Annotated in this window: 17 protein-coding genes; 5 read left to right on the forward strand and 12 right to left on the reverse strand. The window is 52.5% G+C overall.

The genetic code is table 11. The features are described 5' to 3' along the window. Window positions 1–53: 53 nt before the first annotated feature. The 10 genes from PsAD46_RS05880 to PsAD46_RS05925 form a co-directional block, all read right to left on the reverse strand. Window positions 54–2,099, reverse strand: a complete 2,046-nt coding sequence (locus tag PsAD46_RS05880) for a methyl-accepting chemotaxis protein (protein ID WP_063291410.1) — start codon at window positions 2,097–2,099, stop codon at window positions 54–56. Window positions 2,100–2,456: 357 nt separating this feature from the next. Next, complete coding sequence (locus PsAD46_RS05885) at window positions 2,457–3,545, reverse strand: TRAP transporter substrate-binding protein (protein WP_063286857.1); 1,089 nt, start codon at window positions 3,543–3,545, stop codon at window positions 2,457–2,459. Between the two features lie 116 nt (window positions 3,546–3,661). Further along, on the reverse strand, window positions 3,662–4,213 hold the full coding sequence (locus PsAD46_RS05890) for a TetR/AcrR family transcriptional regulator (protein WP_063286955.1): 552 nt from the start codon (window positions 4,211–4,213) through the stop codon (window positions 3,662–3,664). A 403-nt stretch (window positions 4,214–4,616) separates the two neighbouring features. Then, on the reverse strand, window positions 4,617–4,829 hold the full coding sequence (locus PsAD46_RS05895) for a cold shock domain-containing protein (RefSeq protein ID WP_057461006.1): 213 nt from the start codon (window positions 4,827–4,829) through the stop codon (window positions 4,617–4,619). Window positions 4,830–5,165: 336 nt separating this feature from the next. Further along, entirely contained in the window at window positions 5,166–6,221 is a 1,056-nt protein-coding gene (locus PsAD46_RS05900) for a branched-chain amino acid ABC transporter permease (RefSeq protein WP_063306358.1), read from the reverse strand. Between the two features lie 12 nt (window positions 6,222–6,233). Further along, window positions 6,234–7,262: a branched-chain amino acid ABC transporter permease gene (locus tag PsAD46_RS05905; RefSeq protein ID WP_063304187.1), complete on the reverse strand. Its 1,029-nt coding sequence runs from the start codon at window positions 7,260–7,262 to the stop codon at window positions 6,234–6,236. After that, window positions 7,259–7,984 carry an ABC transporter ATP-binding protein gene (locus PsAD46_RS05910; protein ID WP_063306359.1) on the reverse strand — a complete coding sequence of 242 codons (726 nt, stop codon included), beginning with the start codon at window positions 7,982–7,984 and terminating at the stop codon, window positions 7,259–7,261. The genes PsAD46_RS05905 and PsAD46_RS05910 overlap by 4 nt, the downstream gene beginning before the upstream one ends. After that, on the reverse strand, window positions 7,977–8,774 hold the full coding sequence (locus PsAD46_RS05915; protein WP_063291414.1) for an ABC transporter ATP-binding protein: 798 nt from the start codon (window positions 8,772–8,774) through the stop codon (window positions 7,977–7,979). Before PsAD46_RS05915 ends, PsAD46_RS05910 begins: the two co-directional genes overlap by 8 nt. Before the next feature lie 11 nt (window positions 8,775–8,785). Continuing rightward, a complete protein-coding gene (locus PsAD46_RS05920; protein ID WP_063306360.1) occupies window positions 8,786–9,685 on the reverse strand; it encodes a bile acid:sodium symporter family protein in 900 nt (299 codons plus the stop codon). Between the two features lie 173 nt (window positions 9,686–9,858). Further along, on the reverse strand, window positions 9,859–11,061 hold the full coding sequence (locus PsAD46_RS05925) for a substrate-binding domain-containing protein (protein WP_063306361.1): 1,203 nt from the start codon (window positions 11,059–11,061) through the stop codon (window positions 9,859–9,861). Window positions 11,062–11,946: 885 nt separating this feature from the next. On the opposite strand from PsAD46_RS05925, the gene PsAD46_RS05930 reads away from it, so the two are divergent. Next, window positions 11,947–12,342, forward strand: coding sequence for a hypothetical protein (locus PsAD46_RS05930; RefSeq protein ID WP_153039676.1), 396 nt, complete (start codon window positions 11,947–11,949; stop codon window positions 12,340–12,342). Window positions 12,343–12,396: 54 nt separating this feature from the next. Here the strand turns inward: PsAD46_RS05930 and PsAD46_RS05935 are convergent, their stop codons facing one another. Continuing rightward, a complete protein-coding gene (locus PsAD46_RS05935) occupies window positions 12,397–12,810 on the reverse strand; it encodes a rhodanese-like domain-containing protein (protein WP_063306362.1) in 414 nt (137 codons plus the stop codon). 223 nt (window positions 12,811–13,033) lie between these two features. Here PsAD46_RS05935 and ftrA point away from each other — a divergent pair, with 223 nt between their 5' ends. Continuing rightward, the gene (ftrA, locus tag PsAD46_RS05940; protein WP_063306399.1) at window positions 13,034–14,023 is read left to right on the forward strand and encodes a transcriptional regulator FtrA; all 990 of its coding nucleotides are present in this window, start codon (window positions 13,034–13,036) and stop codon (window positions 14,021–14,023) included. On the opposite strand, the gene PsAD46_RS05945 is transcribed toward ftrA, so the two are convergent. Then, window positions 14,014–15,246, reverse strand: a complete 1,233-nt coding sequence (locus PsAD46_RS05945) for a TIGR03862 family flavoprotein (RefSeq protein ID WP_063306363.1) — start codon at window positions 15,244–15,246, stop codon at window positions 14,014–14,016. The two genes, ftrA and PsAD46_RS05945, sit on opposite strands and share 10 nt — an antisense overlap. 218 nt (window positions 15,247–15,464) lie before the next feature. Here PsAD46_RS05945 and PsAD46_RS05950 point away from each other — a divergent pair, with 218 nt between their 5' ends. From PsAD46_RS05950 to PsAD46_RS05960, 3 genes are all read left to right on the forward strand, one after another. Beyond that, window positions 15,465–16,592: a glycosyltransferase family 4 protein gene (locus PsAD46_RS05950; protein ID WP_208981689.1), complete on the forward strand. Its 1,128-nt coding sequence runs from the start codon at window positions 15,465–15,467 to the stop codon at window positions 16,590–16,592. Between the two features lie 61 nt (window positions 16,593–16,653). Further along, complete coding sequence (locus PsAD46_RS05955) at window positions 16,654–17,091, forward strand: VOC family protein (protein WP_063306364.1); 438 nt, start codon at window positions 16,654–16,656, stop codon at window positions 17,089–17,091. 169 nt (window positions 17,092–17,260) lie between these two features. Then, window positions 17,261–18,178, forward strand: a complete 918-nt coding sequence (locus tag PsAD46_RS05960; RefSeq protein ID WP_063306365.1) for a tetratricopeptide repeat protein — start codon at window positions 17,261–17,263, stop codon at window positions 18,176–18,178. Window positions 18,179–18,197: the final 19 nt, after the last annotated feature.

Here is an 18,197-nt window from a genome sequence, read left to right on the forward strand (position 1 = left end):
AACAAAAGAGGAGGGCCAGAGCCCTCCTCATGCATTTCAGCAATGTTTAACGCTTAAGCCGCAACAACATCTCTCAGGAAGTTGGAAATGGTCTGGCGCAGCTCCGTTGCCTGTTTGGAAACAGAAGAAGAAGCCTCAAGCACGTCATTGGCAGAGTGGTTGGTTTCCTGAACCGAGCTCGTGACAACGCTCATGCTGTCCGCCACATCCTGAGTGCCCTGTGCAGCCTGCTGAATGTTCTGGCTGATGGATGATGTCGCCGCATTCTGCTGAGCAATCGCAGTGGCAATGGAGCTGGTGTACTCATTCACCTGATGCATTGTACCAGCAATCTGCTCAATAGCGGTCACAGCTTCCTTCGTAGAACCCTGAATACCGGAGATCTGAGAGGAAATCTCTTCTGTCGCCTTGGAGGTCTGGGTTGCCAGCTCCTTCACCTCGGATGCAACAACCGCAAAGCCCTTACCCATTTCGCCAGCACGCGCTGCTTCAATGGTTGCGTTCAGAGCCAGCAGGTTGGTCTGCTCGGCGATGTCACGAATGAGATTGACCACTTCGCCAATCTTCTGAGCCGCAACATCCAGATCCGCCACATGATCGTTGGTGGCAGTTGCAACACTGGTTGCATCATCAACAGTCTGCTTGGTCTGGGAGATCTGGCGCCCGATCTCTTCGATGGATGCAGAGAGCTCTTCAGCAGCAGAAGCCACGGTCTGCACGTTTTGCGAAGCTTGCTCAGAGGAACCAGCAGCGCTGTTGGCACGGTCAGATGTGGTTGTCGCTATGTGCGTCAGAGAGTCAGCGGTTTGCTGCATCTTACCGGTGTTGTCATCAACCCGGTCAAGAACGCTGGAAACCTGGTCATTAAACACACTGATCAGCTGATCCACGTGCATCTGGCGGTCACGCTCCTGTTCATGCTCTTTCTCAGAAAGGCTCTGCAGTCGCTTTTGCTCAGCAACCGTATCGCGGAAAGACATAACAGCGTTCGCCACCTGGCCAACTTCATCAACGCCAGTCGCACCAGCGAACGTCACAGTGGTGTCGCCTTCAGCCAGTTTGCGAGCATCGCTAAGTAGGGCTGTTACCGGAATAGATACACTGCGAATGATCGTGTAAGCCGCGCCAATACCCAGCACCGTCACAATGCCGGAGATGATGAGGGCCAGCATAAACTCCCACTGTGCATTCGCAGTCAGTTTTTGCGCATGCATCACCAGTTCGTCCGCAAGGTAGTCTTCAAAATCCTTCAGCGAGTCGATACGTTCGGTCGCCAGGTCAAACCACTCAGTACCGGAGATGGAGGAGATATCGCCACCAAACGCAGCGGCATACCCCAGCTTACGGGCAGCATCAACCTGGCTCATGATAGGCCGGTTGAAGATCTTCTCCAGAAACTTCACCTGAGGCCCGGTCATCAATGATTGCGCAGTTTTGAAGTGCGTATCCTGACTGGCGCCAAGACGAACGAAGCGATGGTAGATAGTCGGGTTAAATTCCTGAGCACTAAAGCCGTTTGCGCCAATTGCGCGCTCAATGCCTGCGTTCTCTTTTCCAAGCAGCACTTCTTCATACATGCTCAGCTTGCGAACAAGGCTTGCATCGCGGCTCACAGCAATTGTGCTTGGCAAAAACTTGAAGGCCTCGTTGATGGTGCCACTGTAGTAAGCAACAGTTTCGCCAACGGTTGTGTTCAGGCTTTTGACGTTATTGCGGATCCGGGCAATGTTTGCCAGACGGCTGTTCACCATGTCCACCTGAGCCGCAAGGCCCTTGTCAATGGAAGCAAGGTGGATGTTGTCCAGCGCAGTCTTGTAGATACGGATTTTGCTGTCGGTCAGCTTGTGCTGGTCAGCAAGGCCCTCAGCAAAGGCTTTGCCCTTTGCGCCAAGATATCCGGCGGAGCGGCCACGTTCTTTTTGCAGTTCGTGAACAACAGCACTCAATACAGGAACAAACTCTGCAACCTGACCAATAGAGGATGCTTCCACCTTTTTGTTATAGGCGGTGGTGGTTTGTGAGCCAGCAAAATAGAGCATGGGCACAAACGCAAGCATGAATATCGCGATGATACGATACTTTAAAAGAATACGACGCATGAGAGCACCTGAAAGGGGAACTCGAGTTCCAAATTTGAGCGGGGCACTGCTGCCCGTTACACTGTTTCGTTATTACACGCACAAATTGAGTCAGTAATTCTTTATAGAGCGTTTATTCTATAGCTTGGATTTGTACTAACTACCTACTTATTCTCACCTAAGTAATATAAGTAGGTGAAATACTTAGTTCCTAAGTATATGTGTAGATTGCAATTGATTACTATTTCGGAAATATACTTGAGTTTTCAGCGAGTACAAGAGCATCGACGATAATTAGTGAGCTTTTGATGATTCGTTTAAGCAGTCTATGGAAAGGGAAGCAAAACTCCCCATTCCAAAATCTCGGTCAAGTGATGCTTACGTAGACCACACCTGCGCACGGTCCTGATAAAGCTGTCCCTCCATGCGCGCACCGTACAGAGAACAAGCTTTCACGTAGTCCATGTAGGAACCGTGGATTTTCTCGCTCATCGCGTCCCCGGCAGGATACGCCGCAATCACTTCACGCGCAGCCGCGCCAATCGCTTCAATCACATCCGGTGGGAAGGAGGAGAGAATGGCACCGCGCTCCACCAGTGTGGAAAGAGCGATGGTGTTGTTATAGCGGAATTCCGCCGTGCTCTCTTCAGCCTGTGCTGTCGCCGCTTGCGCCAGAACTTCCTTCAGCCAAGGGCTCAGGTTCTCATAGGTGTTCTGGTTTACGATCATTTCCAGACCCGGACCCGGCTCATGGAACGCTGGCAAATGGTAGTACGGCGCAATCTTGTAAAGGCCGAGAGCAAGATCGTTCCACGGGCCAACAAACTCAGCCGCATCAACCACACCAGACTGCAGGGCAGGGTAGATTTCTGGTGGAGGTGTGACAACAGTGGTCGCACCCACTTTGCGCAGAATGTCGCCGCCAAGGCCGGCAATACGCATCTTCAGCCCGACAAGATCATCCAGAGACTTGATTGGCTTCTTGAACCAGCCACCTGCCTGAGCGCCTGAGCTGCCCGCATAAAATGGTTTCACACCATGCGGTGCATACGCTTCGTCCCAAAGCGCCTGTCCGCCGCCATGACGCAACCAGCCGGAAAGTTCGGTCGCATCCAGGCCAAACGGGAGGGTGGTGAAGTACATGGTCGAGCGGATCTTGCCCACCTGATAATAAGGCGCGTTGTGACCGATATCAGCAGTGCCAGAGGAAACGGCAGAGAATGTTTCGAACGGAGGAACCAGTTCGCCGCCACCAAAGTACTTGATGGAAATCTTGCCGTCAGAAAGCGCCTCAATGCGTTTGCCCAGTTGCTCAGCTGAGGTGCCCACGCCCGGGAAGCCCTTTGGGAAAGAGCCGACGAGTTTCAGGTTCAATGTGGCGTTTGCAAGTGCTGGCGCAGCAAGGACAGAAGCGCCGCCTGCAGCACCAGTTGCCATTGCTGTTTTCAGAAAGTCACGGCGTTTCATCTGCCCGTCTCCGCTAATTCATAAAATACGTAGGTATTAATGCTAGCAGAGGGCAGGTGGGTCTGGCGATATATTTCAGCAGTCAGGGCTGAGAAGAAATCAAGTCAGAGAGAGCTTTACTTGAGTATCTCGAACATGCGCTCGAGTTGCTCTTCCACATTCAGCTGGTCCTCATCAAGTACCTGAAACATCCCGTTGCTGTGAATGCCTTCAACAGCCAGATAGACAAGGGTTGCCAGCTCTGGGTCTTCAGACTCGTCCTGAATGCGCGCGTACATGTCTTTGTGGAAGACGCGGACGGGGTCAAGCAGGCTCGGGTCGTCTGCAATGGCGGCCAGCATACCGGAGGCTGCCTTGTTGTCTTCTTTGAACTTGCTGCAAAGCCCCTTCAGGAATGCCCGCATAAGTTTATGACGATAAGGATCATCAGCAAGCTTCTGCTCTTCTGTGGCAATGTTATCGCGCGTGCCATCTACATGGTATTGAACCATGGAGCGGATAAGAGCTTGTTTGCTTGGGAAGTTATAGAGCAGCCCACCTTTGGAAACACCTGCATGCTTGGCGATTGCATCCAACGAAAACTGCCCACCGCCTTGTGCTTGCACATAGTCGATGGCCGCTTCAAGAATGCGATGCTGCGTTCTGCTGGCTTTGGTCGTGCCCTTCACAATGAGTCCCTTGCCCAATTCTGCGAGAGGTCGCAGAGAAAAAAGTTGTTCTTATAAGCGCAGATCTGCGACTTTTGTCAGTATAGGCCATCAGTGGCAACTTTGCGAGGCCAAGTCGTCATGTGAACCACGAAATTTATGAAGTGAAAACAACGATGTTCGTTGAGCCAGATAAAATAGCCGTGATTGCGGCTCTTTTAAGAAGTTCTCAGCTGAAAGATGGGGGAGAGAGAGCATTAGGCAAGCTCTGATCAGAACAAGGAGACGGCTGGTCTGATGTAAAAAATAAAAGGCCTGACGGCGCCTGGCAATTGCCGGCGCGCATCAGGCCAATTATGTGGCGGTCACAAAGTTCATTCAGCTTGCGCTGAAACAAACTCTGGAGCCTCGCAAATCGTACAGATTAAGCAAGCTCAATCTGGGAAGCCTGCAAACCGCGGCCACGACGATCTTCTTCAGCAACAAAAGTGATCGCTGCACCTTCAGCAGGAACTGCGATGCCAGAGCGTTCGAAAGCTGTGATATGAACAAAGATGTCTTTGGAACCGTCAGCTGGAGTAACGAAGCCGTAGCCTTTGTCGTGGTTGAAGAATTTGAGGGTACCGTCTTGTCGCATGGAAACGTCCTTTAAGCCAAAAAAGTCAACTCGCCTGGTTAAGGCGGGTCAGTCGTGACGAGCAATGTAATCAAAGGCAGAAAAGGACATTGTTCCGATACATGCACCGCAACATTGCCAGCCGTGTCTCTAATAACAGCCCGCAGTCATAAGGTCTGAGCTCTCATTCTTTCTAAAAGAAATCAGTCCTAATGGTTCATATAGGGAGGCGGGTCATATGTCGCCCCTCTAATACTACGGGATAAGCAAATCTCTTAGCTTGCTCGTCCCTACCGATGTAGTTGCTCCTTAAGAAATCCACAAGGTGCAATTTAAAAAAAGAGCCCAATTGAGGCATTATGTTCCTCTTAAACGGCCCACGATGCCCTTAGGGAACCAGTAAATACTGCAGATAAATAACATTCCCAACCAAAGCAGCCAGCGTTCCGGTGAAACCACCTCTGACACTATAGGCAGACTACCCAGCGATTCCTGAAGGAGGCCCAAGAGGTTCTGCAAATAAGACTGGGTGAGAAGGAACAGGACAGCCCCGATAACGGCGCCGTACATGCTCCCCATTCCGCCAATCACAACCATCAACAGAATGTCCACCATTATATCCATGGAGAGCGTTGTCGCTGGTCCAGTGTAGCGCAGCCAGAGGGCCATCAGCGAACCTGCAAGTGCTGCCATCACCGCAGACAGAATTGTCGCCACACTGCGATATCGCACCACCTTGTAGCCAATCGCTTCCGCACGGAATGCATTCTCTCGGATAGCTTGCAGAACACGGCCAAACGGAGAGTTCACCATGCGTAGCAAAACAAGGAACAGACACAGGCTGCTGAAGAAGACCACATAGTACGTGATCAGCTTGCCATTGAGACGAACCCCGAGCACCTTCTCCTTCACCACCTTGAACGCAGGCGTCATCTCCCGCGGGATACGATAGCTCAGCCCGTCCTCGCCACCAGTGAAGCCGGAAAGTTGCGAGACCAGCACCAGAAACGCACTCGCTACGGCCAAAGTCATCATGGCAAAGAAGATTGCTTTGACCCGTAGTGAGAACAGCGCAATCACAAACGCAAAGGCCCCGGCAACCAGCGCACCGCACACAGTGCCAAGTGCAATCGCACTGTAAGAGGCGCCCATGTTCACCAGTGCAATGGCCGTCCCATAAGCCCCGATGCCAAAGAACATCGTATGCGCAAAGGACACCACGCCCGTATACCCCAGCAACAAATCATAACTGGCCACCAGCACAATGAAGATGCAGATGCGAGCAGCCGTATCTAACGAACGCGTGCCGGGAAACAGAAAGGGCGCAAACAGCAACCCAAACAGAATGAGCAGCAGAACAGCACTAAGCATTTTGCTGCGTGGACGGTCACCGGAAAGGAGCTTCACAATCATCAGACAAACTCCTCAATGCGCTTTGACGACGGGGTAAAGCCCCTGAGGTCGCCACATCAGCACAGCCCCCATCAGCAGAATCGTTGAAACCAACGCCAGTTTGGGGATCAGGAAGCCGGTGTAGTTGGTCAATAAGCCCACCAGCATCGCGCCGATGAAACAGCCTTCAATGGACCCAAGCCCGCCGATGATCACCACGATAAACACGGAGATCATCACCTCAGCCCCCATATGAGCACTAATGGTTTCCTGATACATGCCCCACATCACACCGCCGAGCCCCGCTAAAGCACAGCCCACCATGAACACCGCCAGAAACAGCTTCTCTATCGGATACCCCAGAGCTTCCACCATCTCGCCATTCTGAACCCCAGCCCGCACCAGCAACCCGATGCGTGTCCGGTTCAGCACCAGCCGCATGGCAACAAACAAAGCCAGCCCGATTACAATGGCCAACACACGGTATTTCTCAATGGCAGCTCCCAGCACCACAAAAGAACCCTGAAACGCAGCAGGCCGCGCCAGCACGATCTCATCCGGCCCCCAGATCACATAGATCAGCTGCTGCGTCACAACCAGCCCGCCCATGGTCACGAGGATCTGCTTCAGATGTTGCCCGTACACCGGCTTCACAATCAGCCGCTCAAAGCCATAGCCCGCAAGGCCCGTCACCAGCATGGCAAACGCCACAGCAAGCAGAACAGCCCCCAGATTAAGCGCAATACTGGGGCTCTCAATCCAGCCACCCAGCAGACCCAAAATGGTAAACCCTGCAAAGGCTCCAAGCGAAATAAACGCCCCATGCCCGAAGTTGATCACGTCCATCAGGCCGAAGATGACAGTAAGACCGGATGCCATGATGAAAATCATCATTCCCATCGCCAGTCCCGCCGCCGTCAGCGTCAACCAGGTGGAGCCGGAACCAATCGCGAGCAAGCCGATCACCATCAGCACAGGCACAAGCAGCAGCGGTGCCTTGGCTTCGATAGTCTGAGAGAGAGAAGGGCGCTCGATGCGCGGTTTAATCAGGCTGTCGCTCACTGGTGTGCCTCCAGTGAAAGTCCCATCAGCCTCTCCTGCAATCCTGCATCAGCTGCCAGCTCTGCCATGGCGCCGGAATAAACAATCCGCCCGTCATCCATCACGGCAACGGTGTCTCCCACTGCGCGCGCCATGGAAAAGTTCTGCTCCACCAGCAAAATCGTGGTCTGCATCTCTTTCAGTTCTTTCAGGGCTGCAATCATGGCGTTGATGATTGCAGGAGCCAGCCCCTTGGTTGGCTCATCAATCAGGATCAACTTCCTCGGCTCAATGATTGCGCGAGCCACCGCCAGCATCTGCTTTTGCCCGCCGGAAAGATTACCCGCAGCACTCTGCCAGAATGTTTTGAGGGGAGGGAACAGGCCAAAGATCCATCCCAGCCGTTCCTCATCAATCGCACTGTTCCGTGCAGCCAGAAGCATGTTTTCATGCACGGTCAAATCGGTGAAGATGCCCATATCCTCCGGCACAAAAGCAATCTCACGCTGGGCAATGGCAGGTGTCGTCTCTTTCTGGATCTCCGCTCCATCAAACTGGATCGTCCCTTTTGAGGCCTGCCACAGCCCCATGATGGTCCGCAGCGTTGTGGTCTTGCCAGCGCCATTCCGCCCCAGCAGAACCGTGACACCACCGCGTGGAACTTCCAGATCAACGCCCTGCAAAATGTGGTAGGGGCCAATATGCGTGTGAACGCTGTTTAGACTGAGAAGAGCATCAGACATGCGCACCCTCTGTTTTCTCTTCAGGTGCAACACCTAGATAAGCCTGCTGAACCACCGGAGAGGCGATCACTTCAGTAGGATCCCCATCTGCCACCAGCTCTCCGTTGTGCAGCACAATTATCCGGTCAGCCAATGAGCGGATCACATCCATCTTGTGTTCAACCAGCAAAATCGTGCGGTCCTTGTCCTGCTTCAACTCACGGATCAGGTCCAGCACAACCGGCACTTCATCAACGCTCATGCCTGCTGTCGGCTCATCAAACATCAGCACCTGCGGACCAATGGCAATCATCAGCGCCACCTCCAGCTTGCGCTGGTCTCCATGTGACAGCTCGGATGTGATCTGCTCGGCCTTATCCAGCAAATGCACCTCTGCCAGAATGTGCTCTGCTCGTTGGATCAGCTCCACATGGCTGTCCGCCATGGAAAACAAATCCATACCCATCCGCTGATGAGCCTGCACCGCCAGCCGAGCATTCTCCCGAACGCTCAGGCCGGGAAACAGATTGGTCATCTGAAACGCCCGCCCGATGCCCCGCAGGGTCCTGTCGGCAACTGAAAGGCGCGTGATGTCTTCGCCATTAAACCAGACATGACCAGCACTGGCGGCTAATTGGCCGGAAATCAGGTTGAAGTAAGTGGTCTTGCCAGCACCATTCGGCCCCACAATGGCAGTCAGCGTTCCGCGATGAAAATCACAGGACACAGTATCTACAGCCACATGCCCACCAAAACGAATGGTCAGACCATGCGTACTCAGAACCGGCTTTTCGTCTTTCTGTAATTCCAAAGACCTGCCCTTTATGAGAGTTCATTTTGGGCGCGAAGGCTCGGGTTTGCCCGCGCTTTCCGCCGTGCCCAGAGGATGAAGAGGAAGGCACAGCCATACATGGTGATGCCGTAAATACCGGAGGCCAGACTGTATGGCGGCAATGCTTCGCCGTTCATTGCGATCAAAGCCCCAACGGTGATCCCAAGCGTGGCATTTTGGATGCCCACCTCCATAGCAATCGCAACACTGTCAGGATGCGAGAGCTTCATAAGCTTGGCGCCGCCATACCCAACCAGCAGCATCACAACATTCAGCAAAATAAGGACTGGCCCCAGTTCCAGAATGTTGGCCGTCAGCACAGACCAATTGGTGGCAATGGCTCCAAGCACGATCACTACAAACAGTACGGAAGCCAACAGCGACACTACTTTGGAAATTGCGGCGGTGAACGATGGCGCCATATGATTGACGAGAACCCCAATCGCAACGGGAACAGCCGTAATCAGTGCCATGGAAATGCCAATAGACGTCACATCAATCTTGGGCATGGCCGCACCAAGAAAGTAGTTTGCGGATGCCGCTGCAAAAACCGGCACCGTCAACACACACAGCACACTGGTCACGGCTGTGAGCGACACCGCCAGCGCGACAGAGCCGCCGCTGAACCGTGTCAGCATGTTGGAGGTGACACCACCCGGGGCGAAGGCAAGCAGCATCACGCCAAACGCCATGGCCGGCTCCAACTCCACCACCTGTAAAATGAGAAAGGCAACAACGGGCAACAAAAGCAACTGCCCCAGCATGCCAATGCTGAACGCACGCGGCATCTGCACCACGCGTTTAAAGTCCTGCAGTGTGAGGGAGATGCCGAGAGAAAACATGATGAACGCCAGCGAAAGCGGCAAAAACAGCTTTAAGAGAATGTCCATGGTCTTGTACTTCGCTCTTTGAGGCCCTGATATTCCGTAAGCGGGACAATCTGCAACTGAGGATGAGGTCAGTAATCCTGCAAAACCCCCTCACGGCTCCAAAGCGTTATCTTTTGCGATTTAGGAGAGCGAGCGAGTAGCCCGCTCCCTCTCTGAGCTATGAAAACGGGGACCTACTGGTTCTGAACTGGGATATCCATGTCCTCAATCTTGAGTTCGCGCACCAGCTCAGGAATGCCCCATTCAACCTCTGGATCCACACGGATCTTGAAGTGATACATGGACTGCAATGCCTGATGATCCTCAGCGCGGAATTTCATCAGCCCCTTCGGACCTTCAAACTCCATGCCTTCCATCGCGGTGATCAGCTCTTCCGTATCCGTGGAGCCAGCTTTACGGATCGCCTCGACAGCAGCAATACCTGCCGCCATACCACCCGCCGTAAAGAAATCTGGCGGCGAGCTGTAACGAGCCTCATGTTCCTTCACCAGCCAGTCATTCACTGGGTTCTGAGGGATCTCGTAGTAATAGTAGGTGGCGCCTTCCATACCCGGCATGGCCTTATAGGCTTTCAGGGCCGCCAAAATGTTGCCACCCGTTGCGATCTCAATCCCGTGGCGTTCAGGGTTCATCGCGTTGATCTTCGCCAGCGGGTTTCCGCCACCAGCCCAGATCACAAACAGGAACTTGCGTCCTTCCTGACCCTTCAGAGCCTCAAAGATGCGCTGGGCACTCGCGGTGAAATCCTTGGTGTCTGTCGGTGCGTACTCCTCAAACACCAGCTTGGCATTGGTCTTTTCAATCGCATTGCGGAAAGCAGCCACACCATCACGCCCAAACGCATAATCCTGCGCCAGCGTGGCAATAGACGCACCATCTTGCCCAAGGGCAACAGCATTTGCAATCGCATCCTGAGAGGAATTCCGTGACGTGCGGAAGATGTAGCGGTTGAAGTTGGCTCCCGTGATGCTGTCAGCAACGGCAGGCTCCACGATCAGCAGCTTCTCGTATTCCTCGGCTATCGAGAGCATCGCCAACGCAACACCAGAGGAGACCGGCCCAATTGCCAGATCAACCTCATCGTCGCCGTAAGCCTCGGCCAGCATGGCACGTCCAATATCGGGCTTGAGCTGGCTGTCTTTTTCGATGACCTCAATTTTGCGGCCATCAATCTCCATGGTTCCGCCGGTGGCATATTCCAGCCCCATCATCAAACCCACATGAGATTGCTTGGCATAGGCCTCAAAAGGACCGGTTTTACCATAGACGTGGGCAATCTTGATCGGCTCTGCCGCAGAGGAAATATTTGATGAAACAGAAAGCGCAAACGCGCTGGCCGCCAGGCTAACCGCCGCGGCCCTAAGTAATTTTTGCATAATGAAACCCCTCCCACGTTGCCCAGGGGCCTCCGTAAACGCAAACACCGTCTCAAAAGACTTCGCAAGCCTGCCCTCAAACAACGTAAATAGAGTTGACGCATGTATTCAGGAAGGAGTCAATGATTCCAGATTGAGCCAAATTGTTAAAATTTGAACGGATCACTTGTATTTGCTTATCCGGAAAATAAATTTCAGCTGTCCAGAATTTTATATCAAAAAATCGATTTTCATGATCGAAGCATCAGTCCAATATTTGCAAATACTCTTTGCAGCTTCAGTTTAAAGAGATGCTTCTTGCGACTTACTGTAAGTCGTTGTGACTACTCCTGCTTTCACTGCGACAAGCTGACGGCCATACGCCATGGAAAAGCCGTATTTCGCCCTGTTTACACCTCAATTAGCCGTTAGGCCGCGTCTCTCTGCAGGTGTGTCAGATAAGTGTTTGTTCACCATCTCTGAAAACCTGATGATAACAAGATCCTGATACCTTCAATAGCAATAAGAACACTGGTTTAACAGGGCGTCATTAAGTACTGAGTGCGTAGCAGTCAGTATTACCAAAATAACAATAAGTCCTGAAAAGGGATTATCTGCATATCACTATGCGGACAACTGAAGGGTGACCCGTTTCCATTGCTTGGTGGGTCCTCCTTGTTTCAAGGCAGGTTGTCTTGCCCCGACGATTTTAAAGGCCGTACCTCCCCCTCCCAATCGGCCTTTTTATGCCTGCTTTGTTTGGCACCGAGGTATCCTCCCACCTCGGTGCCTTTTTTATGCACAGATGCAACCTTTGAATTAAATGGAAGCATCCTATTCATCTTAAAATTGCAAAATGTTCCTAATGCATCTAATTAGCTCTAACTTACGATAGGAGCTAATATTTTGAAAAATTATCTAAAATTATTTGTATTGCTAGGTGCTGCAGTTCTGTTGAGTGGGTGTGTAACCACACGATCTTCCTTGCCGGATTTATTCGTTGAGCAGGCGGATGATGTTGCGCGAGCAAATTACATCGACAAACATTGTCCTTCCATGGAGATGAAGAACCAGGACTTGCTAGCTCAATCCGCGCTGCTTGTGTGCCTGACCAGCAAAAAGGCAAATAGGAAATGTGCTGTTAAAGAGTACATTACGATCTATGCAAAGCGGTATGAGCACTACACCAAAACGTACAAGGGAAAGACGTCAGCTCAGCTCTGCAAAATGGCGCGTGATGACGCTGAAATGAAGACCATGTTTCAAAAAGCCCGCAAGAAGAAAGCTAAGAAGAAAAGCTAGGCTTGGCGTAGTAAACTAATGGTGGCACCGAGGCTAAGCCTCGGTGCTTGTAATTTAAGCGAGCTCTGAAGCTTTCGAGGAAACCAACTCAAAGCCTTCGTCGATCCAGCCGGTCATACCGCCCAGCATAATCTTCACGGGACGTCCCAGCCGGGAGAGGTTATAAGCCGCCTTGTCTGCCCCGTTGCAATGCGGCCCAGCGCAATAGACCACAAACACGGTGTCCATCGGCCACTTGGCAAGGTTCTGTTCGGTCAGATCGCGGTGATGCAAACAGATCGCACCATCCACGTGTCCTTTTGCAAAGCGGGTAGCACCGCGAACATCAATCAAAACGAATTCTGCAGTGCCATCGGCCAAATCTGCCTGCACATCAGAGCAGTCTGTTTCGAACTGCAGGATTGAACGGAAATGCGAGAGTGCCAGCTTTGGGTCAGCTGGCGAATATTCGAGCGCGCGTGAGGACATGTATTTCTCCAAATCTGCGAGGATGCTCCTGATTAGGGAGAGGAGCACCAAAAACACTTATTTTAAAGCAGTTTGCAGGAGAGATGCCTCCGCAAACAGCCTTGGGTGATGACAGGAATTTCGCCTGCCCCCGTAATCTGAAGAATTTCCCAGTTGCGAAAAACTGGCTCAAATGACTATATTCGTAAAAAATACGCCAATCTCTTTCGAGTTGAATTTCCCGATGGTCCAGCCCACACCCTGCAGCCCAGAAGGCCCACTTGTCGCAACGCTCATCTACGACGGCTTGTGCACCTTCGAGTTCGGTCAGGCTTACGAGTTGTTCGGCCTGCCAAGACCAGAGTTCGGCGCGAACTGGTACAGGTATGAGACGGTCGCCATCGAGGACGGCCCTATCCGTGCTGCGGGTGGTCTGGAGATCAAAGCCGAAAAACAGCTGGATGCGCTGGATCACGCCGACATCATCCTCATCCCCGGCTGGCGTGGCATTGATACCCCGGTGCCGGAGGACCTGATTGAGGCGCTCTGTAAGGCCTACAATCGCGGAGCCCGTGTTGCTTCCATCTGCTCCGGTGCTTTTGTACTGGCGCGCTCTGGCCTGCTCAATGGCCGCACAGCCACAACGCACTGGCGCTATGCCGAAGCGCTGCAAACCGGGTTCCCGTCCGTCAACGTGGAAGAAGACCGGCTCTACTCTGAGACCGACAGGGTATTCACCTCCGCAGGTAGCGCAGCAGGCATTGACCTTGCACTTCACATCATCCGGCAGGATTACGGCTCACAGATCGCCAACAGCGTTGCCAAACGATTGGTTGCACCTCCGTTCAGAGAAGGAACGCAAACCCAGTTTGCAGAACAGCCTGTACCCGAGGAACGGGAAAGCAAACGCTTCGCCTCGCTTTTTGAAGAACTGGAGAAGAAGCGCGCCTACACCATGTCCGTGCCAGAAATGGCAGACCTAATGGGTATGAGCCAGCGCACCTTCATTCGCAAATTCTCAAAGGTAACCGGACTTGCACCCGCAGAGTGGCGGCGCACCAAACAATTGGAAACAGCCAAGCACCTTTTGGAAGCGGAAGAGGCGATGGACATGGAGAATCTGTCTCACCTCTGCGGGTTCGGCTCAGCAGCAACCTTGCGGCATCACTTCAGAAGCAAATATGGCACCACGCCAACAGCCTACAGGCGCCAGTTTCAAACCCGTCAGTCCTGAAGGTACGCGTTCATGCCAAGTGCAGCTGAGCGACCTGTGGCAAACACCGCCTGCAGCAGATAGCCACCCGTCGGCGCTTCCCAGTCCAGCATCTCGCCTGCCACAAACACACCCGGCAGTTTGGTGAGCATGTAGTGCTCGTCAACCTCGTCAAACGAGATACCGCCCGCGCTGGAAATCGCACGGTCAATGGGGCGCGGAGCAGTCAACTGCAATGGCAGAGCTTTGATATGCGCCGCCAGTTCATCCGCCTCAACCGGCAGCGGCCCTACTTCCCACATCAAAGCGATGGCGGCAGCAGGCAGACCGGTTGCTTTGCGCAGGAAGTTGCTCATGGATTGCTTACCACGTGGCCGCGCCAGCTTGGCCGCGAGCTTGTCAGCAGAGACATCCGGTTTCAGGTCAATCTCAATCTGTGCCGTCCCTGTTGCAAGGATTGCATCACGCAGATCAGCTGAGAGCGCATAGATCACGCCGCCTTCAATCCCACAGGCATCCAGCATGGCATCACCAACAACACGGCGCTCTCCGTGAGAGACAGCTATCTTCTTCAGGGGAGTACCTTTGTGGCGGTCCTTGAAGTGATCCGAAAACGCGATCTCGAATCCGCAATTGGCAGGGAGCAGCGCGTTCACGTCAATCTGCTTGTCACGTAAAGTCGAAACCCACGCGCCATCAGAGCCAAGCTTCGCCCAGGAGCCGCCTCCAAGCGCCAGCAAGACCGCGTCAAACACCTGTGCTTCAATGGACTCATCGCCTTTTTGAAGCAGGACTCCTCCGGCTTCATCAAATCCGTGCCATCGGGTGTTCGCATGCAATGTTACGCCTTGCTGATCAAGCAATTTCAACCAGTTACGCAACAGCGGAGAGGCTTTGAAGCTTTTAGGAAACACCTTGCCGCTGGAACCTTCAAAAGTCGGCTGCCCCAACTCTGCGCTCCATTCCCGTAGAGCAGAAGGAGGAAAATCCCGCACCGACTGCAGCAGTTGCGCATGTGCTTGACGGTAGCGGCTCAGAAAAACCTCCAGATCCTCACTGTGAGTTAGATTGAGACCACCAAGCCCAGCCATTAAAAACTTGCGGGCAGGGGACGGGCGTTGATCAAAGAGGCTCACGCGCACTCCGGCTTCTGCCAGATGTTGAGCAGCAAACAGTCCGGCAGGGCCTGCTCCGATGATTGCAACATGCTTTGTCAAAGATCCATCCAGTCCGCTTATGGTCATTGAGGCTCCTGCCAATGACATTTACAGCTCTAATGCCTTTGTTTTCCGCCAATTACAAGCCGGAAGAGCGCTACATCCCACAGATGGAGAGCAGGGCACATCAGGGATTTTCACCTCCTTAAAGAAGCACCCCTGATATTAGAAGGAAGACTTCTAAGGAATGTACAGTCCCCGCACTTCAAGCTTTGCTGAATGCAAACAGTAAAGTGGGGGCCGCATTGAGAACTGCAATCGTAATGCCGCGTAATATGCATTTTTGCCAGTCTCGAGCCACATCAATAGATCTGTGCGCTCATGATCTTGCGCTTCATAGCCAGAACAAAAGCAACCTGCGTATTTTTGCAGGCGGCGAGGAGGATCTGTTTGAAGACGTTGATGTTTTTGCAGTGACAGAACCGGGTAGAAAGCCGACGCCCGCAAAGTTCTATGATCCGCTGTCAGAGTTTGGACCGCAACTGATCGTCGTGCATCAGCATCTAGAAACGGCGTTTCAGATCATCACCGACTTTCCCGGCACCCCTGTAATCTTGCACAGGCATGGCAGGTTTGAGCGCAACAGCGCGTTCAAACGCTGGAAGTACACCCGCAAAATGAACCGCCTTGCAGGCATCATCTGGGTTGGCGAAGATGCCCGCAATAACTTCTGCGAAAATTTCACGGGTGTAAAAGCCCGCAGTGTGGTGGTGCCCAACGGCATAGATTGTGAGCTCTGGTCCCCAGTCCCCAAAGAAAACTCTGTGATCTATGTGGGTCGGGCAAGGGAAGACAAAGGCGTGTTCGATCTGGCGCAGGCTTGGCTTGCCTGTGCAGACCGTTTGGATCGGACGGGGTGGAAACTGAACCTGGTACTGGCCGTTACCGACGAGGGAGAGCAATCAACAGCAAACTCTCTCCGGCAGATGCTTTCAAGCCACGCGGACAGTGTCTCAATTGAGACCAACCTCAATGCCTCAGATGTTCAAAAACGCCTCGCAAGATCATCCATCGCAGTGGTGCCCTCCATCGTGGCAGAAGGTTTTGGCCGCACCGCGATTGAAGCCATGAGCTGCGGCGCTGCGGTGATCACCACACACTCTGGCGGCTTATGGGAGGCGGTGGGCGAAACTGGCAAGGTGATCAACCCAAGATCCCCCAAAGAGATTGCATCTGCACTGCTCGATCTAGCTGATAACCAGCCCCTGCGCGAAGACATGGCAGAAGCAGGACGGGAGAGAGTGCTTCGTCTCTTTAACATTCACCAGATCGCAGAAAACTACGACGACATGCTCATGAGCCTGTGGGATGACTTTGTCAGCGGCTCCGATAAAACACAGGGCCTCATCGACCACATGCTCATGTCAGAATGAGGACCGGGACTGGTACAGCAGGGCGAAAATCAGATCGGCCGCAACCCAGGAGATCAACAAAATGCACCCTGATCATGTGACAGTGGTTGTCCGCAATCTGGATGAGGCGTGTGCTTTCTTCAACCTGCTTGACTTTGAAGAAGCAAAATCCCTCGTTATCTCCGGTCCCGTGTTTTCAAAGTACATGGGCATTTCGAACCTGGAAGCAGAGCACGTCACGTTGGTTCTGAAAGGCCATAGCCCCAGGTTCGAAATCCAACTGCTACACTACCGCTATCCAGAGCCACGCAGCGAGCCTTACCCTGAAGACCTCTGCCGAACAGGCTACAATCACTTGTGTTTCGCGGTCGATGATCTGGAAGACAGACTGTCAAAACTTCAAGCCGCCGGGTTCAAAGCCCGTTCCGAAGTCATGGAGTTTAACGACAGAAAACTGGTGTTCCTGTTCGGGCCAGAAAAGATCACGATAGAATTAGCGCAGTGGACCAAGCCCACCTAAAGCGCAGCCCCGAAGAAGAGCCTTCTCGGTTCCAAACAGGCTATGCTGCAGGCACTAAACTGCGCAAGCACCGTGAGCGCAACGTCCCACCAGCAACGTCTTAACCGAACAAGAGATTTGATTAGTAAGGTGCAATCTTTGGTAGTTAAAGTCAGTGGTAAGGGAAGTTATGTTTCACAACAAATTACTATTCTTGCTTTCTCTGTTTGCTTTTATTGGCTGGAAAACAGCAGTAAGTTCGCAAACTCTTGAAGAATGTCGACGTGATCCTGTGGGGGGGAATAGAGAAAATCTATCATCCTGCATCAAACTGGCGAATGCAACTGGTGATGGTCGTCTTCAATTTTGTCTTGGAGTAATATTTGCCAATGGTGAAGGGGTGCAGCAGGATTATGTTAAAGCACTTGAATGGTATCGCCAACCTGCAGCACAGGGCTCTTCTGGTGCACAATACAATATAGGTGTCATGTATCACAACGGTCAAGGAGTGCAGCAGGACTACGCAAAAGCGCTTGAGTGGTTTCGCGCAGCAGCTACGCAGGGGCATTCGAAAGCGCAGTATCATATAGGTTTTATGCATTACTATGGCCAAGGGTTGCCTCAGGATTACGCTAAAGCCTTTGAATGGTATCGCAAAGCCTCAGTTGATGGCCTAAGTCGGGCACAGAATTATTTAGGTTTTATGTACTCTAACGGCCAAGGTGTCCCGCAAGATTATGCCAAAGCCCGTGAATGGTATCGCAAAGCTGCCACCAATGGTCATCCGAAAGCGCAGAATAGCTTAGGCTTAATGTATGTAAACGGTGCCGGAGTGTACAAAGACTATGCAAAAGCGTTTAGTTGGTTTCGCAAGGGCGCAGAACTTGGTGATAGTGAAGCCCAGAGCAATTTAGGTGTCATGTATCAATTAGGTGATGGGATACCAAGAGATTATGTAATGGCTTATATGTGGCATAGTCTTGCTGCAAAGCAGGGTAATAAATTAGCGATAAGAAATCGCACTGAAATCGTGAAGCATCTTACCCCCGAACAAATCACTGAAGGACAGCGCATGGTTCGTGACTGGATTAATGCCCACAGTGATTAAAAACTAAACCGCCTAGAGT

The sequence above is a fragment of the Pseudovibrio sp. Ad46 genome (genome assembly GCF_001623065.1).
GTDB lineage: Bacteria > Pseudomonadota > Alphaproteobacteria > Rhizobiales > Stappiaceae > Pseudovibrio.